Raw genomic sequence first — 14,252 nt, forward strand, 5'->3', positions numbered from 1 at the left:
CGTTCGTCCTGAGCCAGGATCAAACTCTCCGTGAATGATTACCGGTAATCCGGTTCACACCCGCGGTGAGCGGCACGGCAACCACCGGAATAGGGTGATCCCGCGCACTGCGTCCTCGCTAGTGTTATTTCAAAAGGAATCTCCAACCCCAGAACAAGTCCGAGGCCGGGGATGTCAACATATCTGGCGTTGACTTTTGGCACGCTGTTGAGTTCTCAAGGAACGGACGCTTCCTTCAGGCGGCTTTCACACCGGCCCTCCGGGCGCTTCGTTCTTTCGTGTTTCCAGCTTACCAGACGTTTTCCGCTCCGTTTTCCGGAGTTTCATTCATCCGATTCCCGCTGGGGGGATTTCCTTCAACTTCGCTCCGAAGCCTATCAAAGCTTTCGGTGTGCTCAGTTCCAGGATTTACCTTGTCGGAGAGGGTGCGCATTCGATGAAGCACACTCGCCTCGACTCGGCGGTGTCGTAGACATTAACGCCCGAGCCTGGCTGTTGTCCAGCCGGTCCAACCGTTCAAACCTACTAGCCCACCCCAACCACGTCAATGGTTTTGCTGGGTTGCGAGAACAGTAGCAGCTCAGGGGCCTGTTGATCACATCGCTCAGGCCGCGACCGGCTGCAGGTCCGCCCGATCGGCCGCGTCCAGGTCGCCGGTTTCTCCGGCCGCGGCGGCCTTTCGGCCCAACAGCAGCGCATAGAACAGGAACGCCACCTCGGCGAGCACGCCGATGGTGATCCGGGCCCAGGTCGGCAGGCCGGACGGGGTCACGAACGCCTCCAGGACGCCCGACACCGCCAGCACCGTGGCCAGGCCGATGGCCATGCCGATGATCGAGCGGCCCTGTTCGGCGAGTGCGGTGGCGCGGGTGCGCGGGCCGGGGTCGACGATCGTCCAGCCGAGGCGCAGCCCCAGGCCGCCGGCCACGAAGACGGCGGTCAGCTCCAGCAGGCCGTGCGGGATGAGCAGGCCGAGGAAGGTGTCGAGCCGGCCGGCGGAGGCCATCAGCCCTACGCCGAGGCCGAGGTTGAGGACGTTGCTCAGCAGCACCCACAGCACCGGGAGGCCGAGCACCACGCCGTACAGCAGGCACTGGACGGCGATCCAGGCGTTGTTCGTCCAGACCTGGGCGGCGAAGGAGCTCGCCGGACGGTCGGAGTAGTAGGTCTCGTACGCGCCGCCGGGCCTGGTCATCTCCCGCAGCTCGGCCGGCGCGGCCAGGCTGTTGCGGACCTCGGGGTGGCCGGCCACCCACCAGGCGACCAGCGCGGTGGCGAGCAGGGAGATCACCGCGACCGGGATCCACCAGCGGCGCGAACGGTAGAGGGCGGCCGGGAAGCTCACCGTGTAGTAGCGCGCGACGTCCCGCCAGCCGCTGGTCCGGCTGCCGGTGACCGCGTCGCGGGCCCGCGAGACCAGGCTGGTCAGCCGGCCTTCCAGGGTCGGGTCGGGCGCCGCGGCCTGGACCTTGGCCAGGTGCCCGGTGACGCGCTGGTAGAGGGCGACGAGTTCGTCGGCCTCCTCACCGGTCGGGCGTCGCTTCCTGGCGAGGGCGTCCAGCCGGGCCCACTCCCCCTGGTGGGTGGCGACGAAGACGTCCAGGTCCATGCGGCGGCTCCATGGTCGGCGCGGGGCGCGGTCGGGCGGTGCGGACAGGTGGGCCCAGCATGCCAGGGCCGGACGGCGTGGCGACCGTCGGGACCTCCCTTCCCGGCGGGCTCCGCGGCCCCGTATGTTGACGGCAGCAGATCTCGGGATCGTGGGGGCCGATCCGCCGGATTCCCCGCCCACGGACCGCGTACCACCGACGGGAACGGACGGGTGTCTTGAGCGACCTGGTGACGGGCGAGGCCGTCGTCCTCGGCCTGCGCGCGGCGAAGCTTCCGAGCCGGGGGCTGGCGATCGTCCTCGACCTCACCGTGCAGATCGCGGGGCTGGTGGCGACCACCCTGCTGCTGAGCCTGATCCTGGTCGACCTGGACGGTGCGGCGGTCGCCGCCGTGACGATCGGACTGACCGTCTTCTTCCTGGTCGCGCTGCCGGTCATGATCGAGACCCTGACCCGGGGACGCTCGCTGGGCAAGGCCGCGCTGGGGCTCCGGGTGGTGCGCAGCGACGGCGGGCCGGTGCGGTTCCGGCACTCGCTGGTGCGCGGGCTGGTCGGCTTCCTGGAGATCATCGTGCTGTTCGGGGTCCCGGCGGTGGTCTGCTCGGTGGTGTCCTCGGAGGGCAAGCGGCTGGGCGACGTCTTCGCGGGGACGCTGGTGGTCCGCGAGCGGGTGCCCGGCGGGAGCGGCTCGGCGATCGCGCTGCCGCCGGTGAACCCGCAGCTGCTGCAGGCGATCGGCGGCGAGCTGGTCGCGCTGGACTTCTCCGCCGTGCCTGAGCCGCTCTGGCTGGCCGTCCGGCAGTTCCTCGGGCGGATCGGCCAGCTGGACCAGGTCGTCGCCCACCAGATGTCCGCCCGGCTCGCGGACGACCTGGCGGCCCGTACCGGCCACCCGGTGCCGTACGGGGTGCACCCGGCGGCGTACCTGGGGGCGGTGCTGACCGAGCGCCAGCGGCGCGAGTGGAGCCGGGCGCAGGGGTACGCGGCCCAGCAGGCCCAGGCCGAGGCGCAGGCCCAGCGGCAGGCGCACGCCCAGGCCCACGCCCATCAGCAGGCCTGGGCCCCGACCCCGCCGGCTCCGCCGACCCCGCCGGGTGCCCCAGCGGCTCCCCTGTCCGCTCCCCCGGCCGCACCGGCGCCGCCCGCACCGCCGGCGCCCCCGGCCTCCGGCGGCGGCTTCGCCCCGCCCGCCTGACCCGGTAGGCACCCGCCCCGTCAGCGCCCGACGCGTCAGCCGCCCGCGCCCTCGCCGTCACCGAACTCCGCCGGCCACGGGTTGGGCGGCGACTCCAGCTCCTCCAGCTCGACCCCGCCCGCCGCCAGCACCACGTCCCCGGCCAGGTGCACCACCTGCTGCTCGCCCGTCTCCAGGTCCGCCACCTGGTACCGCTCGACGACCAGCGGCCCCGAGTCCGTCGCATGCGTCTCGACGCCCTCCAGCAGCCAGCCCTGGTCGAAGGTGCGCGGCGCCAGCACCGGCTCGGTGAACGCGACCAGCCGCACCCGCGCGCTCGCCCCCTCCCGCAGCCGCAGCAACCGCGCGGTGGCGACCAGGAACCCGGGCGAGCGCCCGGTGAAGCCGTGGGCCCGGTCGTGCCCCTCCACCGCCTGCTCGCCGGCCGGGTCGGCCACGTCGGCCCGCACCCAGGCGACCCCGTCGACGGCGCCGCCGCGGACCTGCCAGCCGCCGGCCCGCAACTCCATCCGCAGCGGCCGGGCGCGCGAGTCCAGGGTGAGGTCCACCGTGCCGAGGACGCGGCCGTCCGGCGCGTACGTCTTGGAGACGTACCGCCAGCCGGCCGGGCCGGGCGCGCAGCTGAACCGCTCCTCGCCGAGCAGGACGTGGTCATGGGTGTCGTGGAGCGAGTACCGGCCGTTGGGCATGCCCGAAAGCCTACGTCCGGGATCTTTCGCGACCGGCATGCAACCTCCCCCCGACGGGCCGCATCAGGGAGGTGGGCGCTGCGAACCGAGGCATCGCCGGAAGGGAAGTCCCATCGATGCCGAAGCAGACCCGAGACGCCGAGTTCACGGAGTACGCCTCCGCGCGGACCCCGTGGCTGCGCAAGGTGGCCTATCTGCTGTGCGGTGACTGGCACCGCGCGGACGACCTCGTCCAGGAGACGGTCACCAAGCTCTACGTGCGCTGGGGCCGCATGTCCAAAGTGGAGAACATCGACGGCTACGTGCGGACGGTCCTCGTCAACACGTTCCTCGCCGAGCAGCGCTCGCCGTGGGGCCGGTGGTCGGCGCGCCGCCGGGAGGACACCCTCCCGGAGCGGGCGGTGTCCGGCCCGGACCTGGACGTCTCGGTCGACCTCCGTACCGCGCTGACCGCCCTGCCGCCCCGTCAACGGGCGGCGGTGGTCCTGCGCTACTACTGCGACCTCACCGTCGAGCAGACCGCCGCCGCGATGGCGTGCTCCACCGGCAACGTCAAGAGCCAGACCTCCCGGGGCCTCGACGCGCTGCGTCGGCACCTCGACCGCGAGACCGCCGCAGCGGCGGCCGGTCCCTCCGAAAGGATCGCACCGTGAACGACCCGTACGACGGTTCCTCCCCGCTCAGCGCGACCGAGCAACGGCTGGTCTTCGAACTCACCGCGCTGGCCGACGCCCCGGCGCCGACGGCCACGCCCGACACCGCCTGGTCCGTCCGGACCGGCCGTTCCCGGCTGATGCGCCGGCGCCTGGCCGTGCTCGGCGCGGTGACGGCGGTGGCGGTCGGCGCCGCCACCCTGAGCACCGCCTGGCCGGACGGCCGCTCGGGCTCCACCGTGGCGGCGGCCTCCGCCTCCACCGGCACCTCCGGCCCCCCGCTCGGCCCGGACACCGGCCACAACCCGCTCGTGGTGCAGGGCACCTTCGGCCGGCTGCCCGCCGGTTTCGACACCGTCGTCTACAACAAGGGCTTCAGCGGGCAGCCGGGGATGTCGCAGGCCAAGGTCATCGGCCCGAAGCAGACGAACGCCACCGCCGACTTCAACCGCCAGCTGCTCTTCCTGACCGTCTACGCGCCCGGGGTGGAGCCCGCGCTCGACTCCGGCGGTGCCGGGCCCCGGTACCGGGTGGACGCCGCCCCGGTGAACGGCAGGCCGGCGTACTGGGTCGGCATCGCACCGGACAACCCGGCCGGCGCGGGCCTGGACCGGACGCTGCGCTTCCAGACCGCCGACGGCCGCTGGGCCGAGCTGCACGCCTCGTACATGAGCGACGCGGACCAGGTCGCGGACGTGGTGGTGCAGGTCGCCGCCGGGGTTCACACCGAGCCGCGGGCGGTGGCCATGCCGTTCACGGTCAACGACCTGCCCGCCGGCCTGACCCCGGCGGGAGCGAGCTTGGACTACGGTCCGGAGACCGCCGTCAACCACGCCTGGGAGGCGTCCGTCAGCTTCAGCTTGGGCGACAAGTCGATCTCCCTGACGGCCGTGCCCGACACCGTCCCGACGCCTACCCCGACCAACCCGTTCGGCTTCCCCGTCCAGGAACCGCCGCACAGCTGCCGGGTCTCCCAGGGGGTCAAGCTCTGCGTCTCGGCGATGGACGGGGAGGCGCCGTTCGCCTCGATCGGCGGCTTCGCCGGCCTGCTCGACCGGGTCACCTCGCTCGGCACCGACGAGAACGCCTGGACCACGGAGGTCTTCCACTGAACCCGCTCCGCGCACGCCGGTGGCCGGCACTCCCCTCGGGTAGTGCCGGCCACCGGCGTGCGTCGGCACGGGGCCGATGGGCGTCACCGCGTCAGTAGCGGTACTGCTCCGACTTGTACGGGCCCTCGACCGGGACGCCGATGTAGTCGGCCTGCTCCTGGGTGAGGGTGGTCAGCTTCACGCCCAGCGCGTCGAGGTGCAGGCGGGCGACCTTCTCGTCCAGGTGCTTCGGCAGCACGTAGACGCCGATCGGGTACTGCTCGGTCTTCGTGAACAGCTCGATCTGGGCGATCGTCTGGTTGGCGAAGGAGTTGGACATCACGAAGGACGGGTGGCCGGTCGCGTTGCCCAGGTTCAGCAGGCGGCCCTCGGAGAGCACGATGATGGTGCGGCCGTCGGCCTTGCGCCACTCGTGGACCTGCGGCTTGACCTCGGTCTTCACGACGCCCGGGAGCTTGCCGAGGCCGGCGATGTCGATCTCGTTGTCGAAGTGGCCGATGTTGCCGACGATGGCCTGGTGCTTCATCCGGGCCATGTGCGAGGCCAGGATGATGTCCTTGTTGCCGGTGGTGGTGATGAAGATGTCGGCGGTCTCGACGACGTCGTCCAGGGTGGCGACCTGGTAGCCGTCCATCGCGGCCTGCAGCGCGCAGATCGGGTCGATCTCGGTGACGATGACCCGGGCGCCCTGGCCGCGCAGCGACTCGGCGCAGCCCTTGCCGACGTCGCCGTAGCCGCAGACGACGGCGACCTTGCCGCCGATCAGCACGTCGGTGGCGCGGTTGATGCCGTCGATCAGCGAGTGGCGGCAGCCGTACTTGTTGTCGAACTTCGACTTGGTGACCGAGTCGTTGACGTTGATCGCCGGGAACAGCAGCTTGCCGTCACGGTGCATCTCGTACAGGCGGTGGACGCCGGTGGTGGTCTCCTCGGTGACGCCCTTGATGGTGGCGGCGACCTCGGTCCACTTGTTCGGCGTCTCCACGAGCGTGCGGTTGAGCAGCTCCAGGATGATGCGGAACTCGTCGTTGTCGGCGGTCGACGGGTCCGGCGCGGCACCGGCCTTCTCGAACTCGACGCCCTTGTGGATCAGCAGGGTGGCGTCACCGCCGTCGTCCAGGATCATGTTCGGGGTCTTGCCGTCAGGCCAGGTCAGCGCCTGCTCGGTGCACCACCAGTACTCCTCCAGGGTCTCGCCCTTCCAGGCGAAGACCGGCACGCCCTGCGGGTTCTCCGGGGTGCCCTCCGGGCCGACCGCGATGGCCGCGGCGGCGTGGTCCTGGGTGGAGAAGATGTTGCAGGAGCACCAGCGGACCTCGGCGCCGAGGGCGGTGAGGGTCTCGATGAGGACGGCGGTCTGCACGGTCATGTGCAGCGAGCCGGTGATCCGGGCGCCGGCCAGCGGCTGCGACTCGGCGTACTCGGCGCGGATCGCCATCAGGCCGGGCATCTCGTGCTCGGCGAGCTGGATCTCCTTGCGGCCGAACGGGGCCAGGGAAAGGTCGGCGACCTTGAAGTCACCGGTGGTGTCGGTCGACATGCGTCTGCTCCTCGCTGACGGGTGGGGCGTGGGCCGAGGTCCTGGAGTGCGTCACAACACGGCGGGCCGCGCGGGTGTGCGGCGACGCCGGGGCGCCCGGCCCGCGGCACGATCGACCGGCGCGGCACGGATGACCCGTTGCTCGGCACAAACCGTCGGAGGACCTCTCTCCCTCGACCGGCGCGCACCCCCTCGGGGGCGGGCCGCCGATCGACCGCCATCAGCAGCGACGTTCTGGCTCTGGGGACGAATCTACACCGACGGCCCCGGACGGCGGCCCGCTACGGCCGTTTTCGGCCTCCGCCCGGGGCGGCCGGGCACCTCAGTGCGCGCCGCCGGGAACGGGCCCGCCGGGCGTGGCGTACGGGTCGTCGCCCGCCGCCGCCTTCTCCGCGCTGTAGATGTCCGGCTCCAGGTAGATCACCCGGGCGATCGGCACCGCCCGCCGGACCCGCACCTCGGCGGCGTCGATGGCCTCGGCGACCTCGGTGGCCGTCGAGTCGGCCGGGACGGCGATCTTGGCGGCGACCAGCAGCTCCTCGGGACCGAGGTGCAGGGTGCGCATGTGGATCACCCGGTCCACCGAGTCGTGGTCGACCAGCGCGTCCCGGATCCGGCCCACCACCTCGGGGTGGGCCGACTCGCCGAGCAGCAGCGAGCGGGTCTCGACCGCCAGCACGAACGCGATGACGACCAGCAGCAGGCCGATGCAGAGGGTGCCGACGCCGTCCCAGACGCCGTCCCCGGTGATCGCGGTCATCCCGACGCCGAACAGCGCCAGCACCAGACCGATCAGCGCGCCGCTGTCCTCCAGCAGCACGACCGGCAGCTCCGGCGCCTTGGCCCGGCGGATGTACGCCGACCAGCCGTGCGTCCCCTTGTCCTTGCGGGCCTCGCGGAACGCGGTGAAGAACGACCAGCCCTCCAGCGCGACGGCGAACACCAGCACGCCCACCGGCCAGTACCAGTTCTCCAGCTCGTGCGGGTGGGCGATCTTCTCGTAGCCCTCGTAGAGCGCGAACATGCCGCCGAGGCTGAACAGCACGATCGACACCAGGAACGCGTAGATGTACCGCTCGCGCCCGTAGCCGAAGGGGTGCTCGGGGGTGGCGGCCCGCTGCGCCCGCTTGCCGCCGACCAGCAGCAGCACCTGGTTGCCGGAGTCGGCCAGCGAGTGGACGCCCTCGGCGAGCATCGAGGAGGAGCCGGAGAAGGCGAAGGCCACGAACTTGCTCACCGCGATGCCCAGGTTCGCGGTCAGCGCCGCGACCAGCGCCTTGGTACCGCCTTCGGTACTCATGCTCGGAAGGTCCCTCCGTCGGGGGCCGTCCGCGCGGCCCGTACCCGGTCGTCCGGTGTCCCGGTCGTCGTCGACCGCATACGGTACCGGGCCGCCCGGCGACGGCCCGGAACGACCGGCCCGGGACCCGGGCCGGACGGTGGCTCAGGACTGTGCGGCGGCGAGGCCCAGGTAGACGGCGGCGAAGTCGGTGAGCGCCACCAGGTCGGCCAGCGCGTGCAGCGGGTCGGCGCGGTGGCTGGCGTACTCGGTCAGCCGGACGTCGTGCGCGGCGGCGAGCCGGTGCGCCCGGGCGGCGCCGAAGCTGCGCGGACCGGCGTCGTCGGCCGGCACCTCGGTGGGGCCGGCGTCCGCCTCCGGGCCGGACGGCCCGGCACCGGACGGCCCGGCACCGGACGGCGCCTCGCCGGGGACGTGCCGCAGCAGCAGGACCTGGAGGTGCAGCGGGTCCGGCTCCTCGACCCGGTCACGGAAGAAGTCGTCGGGGTCGGCGCCCGCGCCGAGCTGCCCGGTGAACATGCCGCGGTGCGCGGTCAGCGCCTGCGGCAGCAGGCCCGCCAGCGCGGGGCGTCCGGCCCGGTCGGCGAGCTGGGCGGCGAACCGGGTCGCCGCCGCACCGGCGACCGGGCCCTCGGCCCAGAGCAGCGGGACGGTCCCGGCCAGCCGGGCGGCCAGCCCCTTCGCCGGGTTGGTGTACGCGGCGGCGTCCGGCCGGCAGCGGACGGCGGTGGCGTCCAGCAGGTCGGCGGTGAGCGGCAGCGCGTCGTAGGCCAGCTGGGTGACGCCGAGCTTCTGGGTGAGCGCGAGCAGCGGGGCGAGGTGGGCCCAGAGCGCCGCCGGGTCCTCGGCGGGCAGGTCCGGCTCGGCGCCGTGGCCTGCCGGCCCACCCGGCTCGGCGGCCTCGACGGCGGACGGCACGAAGGGCAGCGGCAGGGCGCGGACCTGCCGGGCGGCCTCGGCGAGCGGGCTGTCCTCGGGCGCGGTGACGACGATCGCGCAGCCGCGCGCGTAGGCCTGCTCGGCGAGCGCGACCAGGCCCCGTTCGCCGCCGTCGGCGGAGCTGATCACCAGCAGGTCGAGCGGGCCCGCCCAGCCGGGGAGCTGCCAGGCCAGGCCTGCGGTGAAGGCGGCCGGGGCGGTGGCGCGGTCGGGGCGCGGGACGGGAGCGGCGTCGGTGGGCGGCAGCGGGGCGATCAGGCCGGCCGTCCCGGCCAGGGCGGCCAGCATCTCGCCGGCGGTCAGCGCGCTGCCGTGCCCGGCGACCAGGACGGCACGCGGGCGGCCGTCGGGGCGCAGCCGGTCCAGCCCGGCGGCGTCGGCGAGCCGCAGGGCGGTGCGGACCCGGGCGCCGGAGCCGGCGAGGGCGAGCAGCGCGCGGTCGTGGTCGGCGCGCTGGAGGGCGGCCGGGTCGTCGAGCAGGGTGTCGTCGAGCATGCGGCGGGCCTCCGGCTGGTGGCTGGGCGCTGAGGACGGCGGACGGCGGACGCGGCAGGGGGCCGGTCCCGGGCGGTGGCCGGTCGGGGCGGAGCCGCCCCGTCCAGGATCAGGCCGGTCGGCGGGCCTCGTCCACCAGCAGGACCGGAATGCCGTCGCGCACCGGGTAGACGAGGCCGCAGTCCTGGCCGGTGCAGAGCAGCTCCGGCTGCTCCTCGGTGCCGCCCTCGGTGAGCGCGGCCCGGCACTGCGGGCAGACCAGGATCTCCAGCAGGAAGGATTCGAGCTTCATGGCGTTCGGTCTCCGGTCTCGGTGCGGGCGGTTCGTCGGCGGCACGGCGGTGCCCCGGCCGGAGGAAACCCTACCGGCCGGGGCATCGGGGCCGGACGTCAGGCGCGGACGAGGGCCAGCACGCCGTCGCGCAGCTCGGCCATCTTCGCCGGGTCCTTGGCCTCGACGTTCAAGCGCAGCAGCGGCTCGGTGTTGGAGGCGCGCAGGTTGAACCACCAGTCCGGCCCGGCCACGGTGAGGCCGTCCAGCTCGTCGACGGTGGTGCCCTCGACGGCGAAGGCGGCGCGGACGGCGGCGGTGCGGCCGGCCTGGTCGGCGACGGTGCTGTTGATCTCGCCGGAGGCGGCGTACCGGTCGTACTCGGCGGTGAGCGCGGAGAGGCTGCCGGGCTGCCCGCCGAGGGCCGCCAGCACGTGCAGCGCGGCGAGCATGCCGGTGTCGGCGCGCCAGAAGTCGCGGAAGTAGTAGTGCGCGGAGTGCTCGCCGCCGAAGACGGCGTCGGTGACGGCCATCTCCTGCTTGATGAAGGAGTGGCCGACGCGGGTGCGCACGGGCGTGCCGCCGAGCTCGCGGACCACCTCGGGGACGGTCCAGGAGGTGATCAGGTTGTGGATGATCGTCGGCTCGGCCTCGCCGGCGGCCTTGGCGCGGGCGATCTCGCGGGCGGCGACCAGCGCGGTGATGGCCGACGGGGAGACCGGCTCGCCGCGCTCGTCGACGACGAAGCAGCGGTCGGCGTCGCCGTCGAAGGCGAGGCCCAGGTCGGCGCCGACCTCGCGGACCCGGGCCTGCAGGTCGACCAGGTTCTTCGGGTCGAGCGGGTTGGCCTCGTGGTTGGGGAAGGTGCCGTCCAGCTCGAAGTACATCGGGACGAGCTCGATCGGCAGGCCGTCGAAGACGGTGGGCACGGTGTGGCCGCCCATGCCGTTGCCGGCGTCGACGACGACCTTGAGCGGGCGGATCGCGGTGAGGTCGACCAGGCCGAGCAGGTGGTCGGCGTAGCCGCGCAGGGTCTCCCGCTCGGAGAGGGTGCCCGGGGCGACGTCGCGGGCCGGGACGGTGACGGTGTCGTCCGCGCCGGTCCAGGACTCGACCAGCTCGCGGATCTCGGCGAGGCCGGTGTCCTGGCCGACCGGGGCGGCGCCGGCCCGGCAGAGCTTGATGCCGTTGTACTGGGCCGGGTTGTGGCTGGCGGTGAACATCGCGCCGGGCAGGTCGAAGGCGCCGCTGGCGTAGTACAGCTGGTCGGTCGAGCAGAGGCCGATCCGCACGACGTCGGCGCCGTAGCCGGCCGCGCCCTCGGCGAAGGCCAGGCTCAGCGACGGGGAGGAGGGGCGCATGTCGTGGCCGACCACGATCGCGGTCGCTCCGGTGACCTGCACGAACGCGGCGCCGAAGGCGCGGGAGAGGTTCTCGTCCCACTGGTCCGGGACGACGCCCCGTACGTCGTACGCCTTCACGAGCTGCTTGAGGTCGCGCACTGCGGCTCCACCCTGGTTCTGTGTCTGATCGGCGAACGCGCCGGCGGCCTGGCCGGCGGGCTGGTCGCCCCGTGGTCACGATAGGTCCGGGCACGGCGAACGCCGCTACCCGGTAGGGGGGAGCGTACCCGGGCCGGCGGAACGGTTCGTGCGGGGGCGGGAGCGGGGTGGAGGCGGGGTGCGGGCGGGAGCCGGACCGGGCGCGGGTCAGTTGTCGGGCGAGCGGAGCACCCGCAGGTGGCCGCGGCGGCTGCCCTCGATGGACTCGCCCTCGGGGGCGCGGCCCTGACGCGGGGTCGGCGGGCGGGCGGCCTCGCGGACGGCGTTGGCGAGCGCCTCCAGGTCGTCGCTGCTGCGGCGCAGCGGCCCGGCCTCGGCGACGAGCCGCACCACCTCCCAGCCGCGCGGGGCGGTGAGGCGCTCGGCGTGCTCGGCGCACAGGTCGTAGCAGTGCGGCTCGGCGTAGGTGGCGAGCGGTCCGAGAACGGCGGTGGAGTCCGCGTAGACGTACGTCAGCGTCGCGACGGCCGGACGGCCGCACGCGGTCCGCGAACAACGACGTACAGAGCTCACGAGGGTGGACGGTACAGCACTCCCTGCCGGGGAGCGAAGACCGCCTGTCCGGAGGGGGTGCCGTGTCGTCGCCCGCGCGCCGCCCGGTCGCTCCGCTCGCCCCGGGCGAACAGCTGCGGGGGTGGTCCACTTCCTGGCGTCCAAGGACTACTCTCGGCAGTGATATGGACAGCTCCGCACCGCAGTCATCGACGGGTCCCTCACGCCGCCCGCGGCACCGTGACCGGCACGGCCGGGGTCTGCGCGGCCCGTTGGCGCCGCCGCAGGTCCCGATCTCGCTCACCCGCTCCGAGTTGTTCGACGACTACGTGCGCGAGTCGGTGGAGCGGCTGGAGCGGCGCTGGCCGCAGCTGATCGAGGTCGAGTTCGCCGTCCAGGAGGTGCCGCTGCACGAGCAGGACGGCACCGATCCGGACGGCGGGGTGCCGCTGGGCCGGGTCTCGCCGGGCCGGCAGGGCCGCAAGAGCCAGATCGTGGTGTACCGGCGGCCGGTCGAGATCCGGGCGAAGTCGCGGGAGGACCGCGCGGCGCTGGTGCACGAGATCCTGATCGAACAGGTGGCGGAGCTGCTGGGGCTCTCCCCCGACGCGATCGACCCGCGCTACGACGAGGACTGAGCGGAACGCCGGAGGGGCCGCACCCGATCACGGGTGCGGCCCCTCCGGCGTTGCGGGCGCGTTCAGCGCAGGACCACGCCCGGGTCCTGGGCGGCGTGCGGGACCTTGACGCTGGAGCGGTCGTCGCGCAGCGCCTGGACGGTGAACATCGGCACGTCCTTGGTGGTGATCGCGAGCATCCGGGCGGCGACGACCGGGCCGCCGGAGACGGTCTCCACGGTGAGCGCGTAGCTCCCGTTGAGTCCGGCGGGCTCGGGCGCCGGGAGGGCGACCGTGCCGCCGGCCGGCAGCTGGACCTCCTTGGTGGCGGGGGTTCCGCCGCCGGTGCCGGCCGAGGCGGTGACCCGGACGGTCGCGGCCTCGCCGGTGGAGGTGAGGAAGAGCGTGGACGCGCCGCCGCCCCGGTTGTCGGCGACGGTGGCGCGGGCGCCGACCGGCACGGTGCCGGTCAGCCAGGCGGCGTCGGACTTGCCGTTGGCGGCGGCGCGGTCGACCCGCAGGCCGGCCACCACCGGGGTGGGGTGCTTGTCGTCGCTGGGCGACACCCGCAGGCCGGCGACCTCGTCGCGGGTCACCTTGCCGAGGTCGACGGCGGCCACCATGCCGGCCTTGACGTGGATGGACTCGTTGCCGGCCGGGGTGAACCAGCCGTTCTTGCCGGAGAGCTCGATCTTGAGGTCGGCGTCGTCCTCCGGCGGGGCCCAGACGACCAGGCGGGCGGCCGTGGTGTCGGCGGGCAGGCCGGGCAGCACCTGGACGGGCGCCGGGTCGGCGGAGGCGGGCACCCAGTCGGCGCCCTTGCTGCCGTCGGCGGCGTGCAGGGCGGCGCCGACCCGGCCGCTGCGGGCCACCACGTGCACGGCGAGGTCGGCGACCTGGCCCTTGCTGAGGGTCGGCAGCAGCACCGACTGCGAGCTGCCGGGGGCGATGGTGATGCCGTTGCCGGCGTCGTTCTCGATCAGGCCCTTGTCGCCGTAGAGCTTGAGGTCGACCACGGCGGCGCTGGACTCGGTGTTGACCAGGCTGATGTAGTCGGTGCGGCCCTCGGCGGTGGAGGCGCCGGCGAACCAGAAGCCGGTGCCGGCGGGCGTGCAGGTGATCCCGGACAGGCCCAGGCCGCGCTGCTCGGTAACGGTGGTGGTCTGGGTGACGGTGAAGCCGGGGGCGAGCGCGCCGGTGGCGACGGCCCCGGCGCCGGGGGCGATGTCGCCGTTGGCGGCGGGGGCGGTCACCGGGGTGCCGGGCTTGGCCAGGGTGAGCCGGGCGTCGGCCGGGGCGGTGTCCTTGTCCACGGCCGCGGCGGCGGTGGGCGCCGCGGGAGCGGGCGCGCCGGTGGCGGCCGGGGTCGCGGGCGCGCCGCTGGGGGCGGCGGCGGGCGGGGCGGCGGGCGCGGCCGCGTCGGAGAGCCAGCCCGCACCGCCGGTGGCCTCGCCGGCGCCCGGCGGGGTGTAGGCGGTGAGGCTGGTGGAGCCGGTGAGGCCCTGCAGCGGCAGCGGGCAGACCGCGGTGCTCCGCTCGACCTGCGCCGAGGTGGCGGTGGCCGCGTCGGTGCGGGCCGGGGCGGCCGGCGGGCGGAGCTCGGCGATGCCGACCACCGCCGCGAGCACCACGGCCGCGGCCAGCAGCGACTGGGTGGTCTTCGCCGCACCCGAGCCCTTCGGCGCGGGGGCGCCGCCCGGGGCCCCGGCGGGCTCGGCCGCGGGGACGGTGTCCGGTGCGGCGGACTTCTTCCTGAAGGCGGGCTTCTTCATCGCGG

13 protein-coding genes are annotated in these 14,252 nt (G+C 73.9%); 4 read left to right on the plus strand and 9 right to left on the minus strand.

Annotated elements, in window-relative coordinates:
* Window positions 1–604: 604 nt before the first annotated feature.
* Window positions 605–1,609 (minus strand): stage II sporulation protein M, encoded by a 1,005-nt coding sequence (locus tag ACFVVU_RS17130; RefSeq protein WP_387790656.1) that lies wholly within the window; start codon window positions 1,607–1,609, stop codon window positions 605–607.
* A gap of 218 nt (window positions 1,610–1,827) precedes the next feature.
* Between ACFVVU_RS17130 and ACFVVU_RS17135 the strand changes: the two genes are divergently transcribed.
* Window positions 1,828–2,805 carry an RDD family protein gene (locus tag ACFVVU_RS17135; RefSeq protein WP_387790658.1) on the plus strand — a complete coding sequence of 326 codons (978 nt, stop codon included), beginning with the start codon at window positions 1,828–1,830 and terminating at the stop codon, window positions 2,803–2,805.
* A gap of 35 nt (window positions 2,806–2,840) precedes the next feature.
* On the opposite strand, the gene ACFVVU_RS17140 is transcribed toward ACFVVU_RS17135, so the two are convergent.
* Window positions 2,841–3,494 (minus strand): hypothetical protein, encoded by a 654-nt coding sequence (locus ACFVVU_RS17140; RefSeq protein WP_380684594.1) that lies wholly within the window; start codon window positions 3,492–3,494, stop codon window positions 2,841–2,843.
* A 116-nt stretch (window positions 3,495–3,610) separates the two neighbouring features.
* Here ACFVVU_RS17140 and ACFVVU_RS17145 point away from each other — a divergent pair, with 116 nt between their 5' ends.
* A complete protein-coding gene (locus tag ACFVVU_RS17145) occupies window positions 3,611–4,147 on the plus strand; it encodes a SigE family RNA polymerase sigma factor (protein ID WP_380684595.1) in 537 nt (178 codons plus the stop codon).
* The gene (locus tag ACFVVU_RS17150; RefSeq protein WP_387790659.1) at window positions 4,144–5,259 is read left to right on the plus strand and encodes a hypothetical protein; all 1,116 of its coding nucleotides are present in this window, start codon (window positions 4,144–4,146) and stop codon (window positions 5,257–5,259) included. The genes ACFVVU_RS17145 and ACFVVU_RS17150 overlap by 4 nt, the downstream gene beginning before the upstream one ends.
* A gap of 91 nt (window positions 5,260–5,350) precedes the next feature.
* On the opposite strand, the gene ahcY is transcribed toward ACFVVU_RS17150, so the two are convergent.
* The 6 genes from ahcY to ACFVVU_RS17180 form a co-directional block, all read right to left on the minus strand.
* Entirely contained in the window at window positions 5,351–6,799 is a 1,449-nt protein-coding gene (ahcY, locus tag ACFVVU_RS17155; RefSeq protein ID WP_380684597.1) for an adenosylhomocysteinase, read from the minus strand.
* 322 nt (window positions 6,800–7,121) lie between these two features.
* The gene (locus ACFVVU_RS17160; protein ID WP_380684599.1) at window positions 7,122–8,099 is read right to left on the minus strand and encodes a cation diffusion facilitator family transporter; all 978 of its coding nucleotides are present in this window, start codon (window positions 8,097–8,099) and stop codon (window positions 7,122–7,124) included.
* Window positions 8,100–8,243: 144 nt separating this feature from the next.
* On the minus strand, window positions 8,244–9,533 hold the full coding sequence (locus ACFVVU_RS17165; RefSeq protein WP_387790662.1) for an SIS domain-containing protein: 1,290 nt from the start codon (window positions 9,531–9,533) through the stop codon (window positions 8,244–8,246).
* Window positions 9,534–9,642: 109 nt separating this feature from the next.
* Window positions 9,643–9,825 carry a Trm112 family protein gene (locus ACFVVU_RS17170; RefSeq protein WP_380684601.1) on the minus strand — a complete coding sequence of 61 codons (183 nt, stop codon included), beginning with the start codon at window positions 9,823–9,825 and terminating at the stop codon, window positions 9,643–9,645.
* Window positions 9,826–9,923: 98 nt separating this feature from the next.
* Window positions 9,924–11,306 (minus strand): phosphomannomutase/phosphoglucomutase, encoded by a 1,383-nt coding sequence (locus ACFVVU_RS17175; protein WP_387790664.1) that lies wholly within the window; start codon window positions 11,304–11,306, stop codon window positions 9,924–9,926.
* A 207-nt stretch (window positions 11,307–11,513) separates the two neighbouring features.
* Entirely contained in the window at window positions 11,514–11,879 is a 366-nt protein-coding gene (locus tag ACFVVU_RS17180) for a DUF3499 domain-containing protein (RefSeq protein WP_380684603.1), read from the minus strand.
* A gap of 164 nt (window positions 11,880–12,043) precedes the next feature.
* On the opposite strand from ACFVVU_RS17180, the gene ACFVVU_RS17185 reads away from it, so the two are divergent.
* Window positions 12,044–12,496: a metallopeptidase family protein gene (locus ACFVVU_RS17185; protein ID WP_355373231.1), complete on the plus strand. Its 453-nt coding sequence runs from the start codon at window positions 12,044–12,046 to the stop codon at window positions 12,494–12,496.
* Window positions 12,497–12,558: 62 nt separating this feature from the next.
* Here the strand turns inward: ACFVVU_RS17185 and ACFVVU_RS17190 are convergent, their stop codons facing one another.
* Window positions 12,559–14,247: a DUF5719 family protein gene (locus ACFVVU_RS17190; protein WP_387790666.1), complete on the minus strand. Its 1,689-nt coding sequence runs from the start codon at window positions 14,245–14,247 to the stop codon at window positions 12,559–12,561.
* Between the last annotated feature and the right edge of the window lie 5 nt (window positions 14,248–14,252).

This window comes from Kitasatospora sp. NPDC057965 (assembly GCF_042887135.1).
Taxonomy (GTDB): Bacteria; Actinomycetota; Actinomycetes; order Streptomycetales; family Streptomycetaceae; genus Kitasatospora.

Coding starts and splice junctions, on each gene's coding strand:
- ACFVVU_RS17130 (WP_387790656.1), bottom strand. CDS start 1,609: ATGGACCTGGACGTCTTCGTCGCCACCCACCAGGGGGAGTGGGCCCGG.
- ACFVVU_RS17140 (WP_380684594.1), bottom strand. CDS start 3,494: ATGCCCAACGGCCGGTACTCGCTCCACGACACCCATGACCACGTCCTG.
- ACFVVU_RS17145 (WP_380684595.1), top strand. CDS start 3,611: ATGCCGAAGCAGACCCGAGACGCCGAGTTCACGGAGTACGCCTCCGCG.
- ahcY (WP_380684597.1), bottom strand. CDS start 6,799: ATGTCGACCGACACCACCGGTGACTTCAAGGTCGCCGACCTTTCCCTG.
- ACFVVU_RS17160 (WP_380684599.1), bottom strand. CDS start 8,099: ATGAGTACCGAAGGCGGTACCAAGGCGCTGGTCGCGGCGCTGACCGCG.
- ACFVVU_RS17165 (WP_387790662.1), bottom strand. CDS start 9,533: ATGCTCGACGACACCCTGCTCGACGACCCGGCCGCCCTCCAGCGCGCC.
- ACFVVU_RS17170 (WP_380684601.1), bottom strand. CDS start 9,825: ATGAAGCTCGAATCCTTCCTGCTGGAGATCCTGGTCTGCCCGCAGTGC.
- ACFVVU_RS17185 (WP_355373231.1), top strand. CDS start 12,044: ATGGACAGCTCCGCACCGCAGTCATCGACGGGTCCCTCACGCCGCCCG.
- ACFVVU_RS17190 (WP_387790666.1), bottom strand. CDS start 14,247: ATGAAGAAGCCCGCCTTCAGGAAGAAGTCCGCCGCACCGGACACCGTC.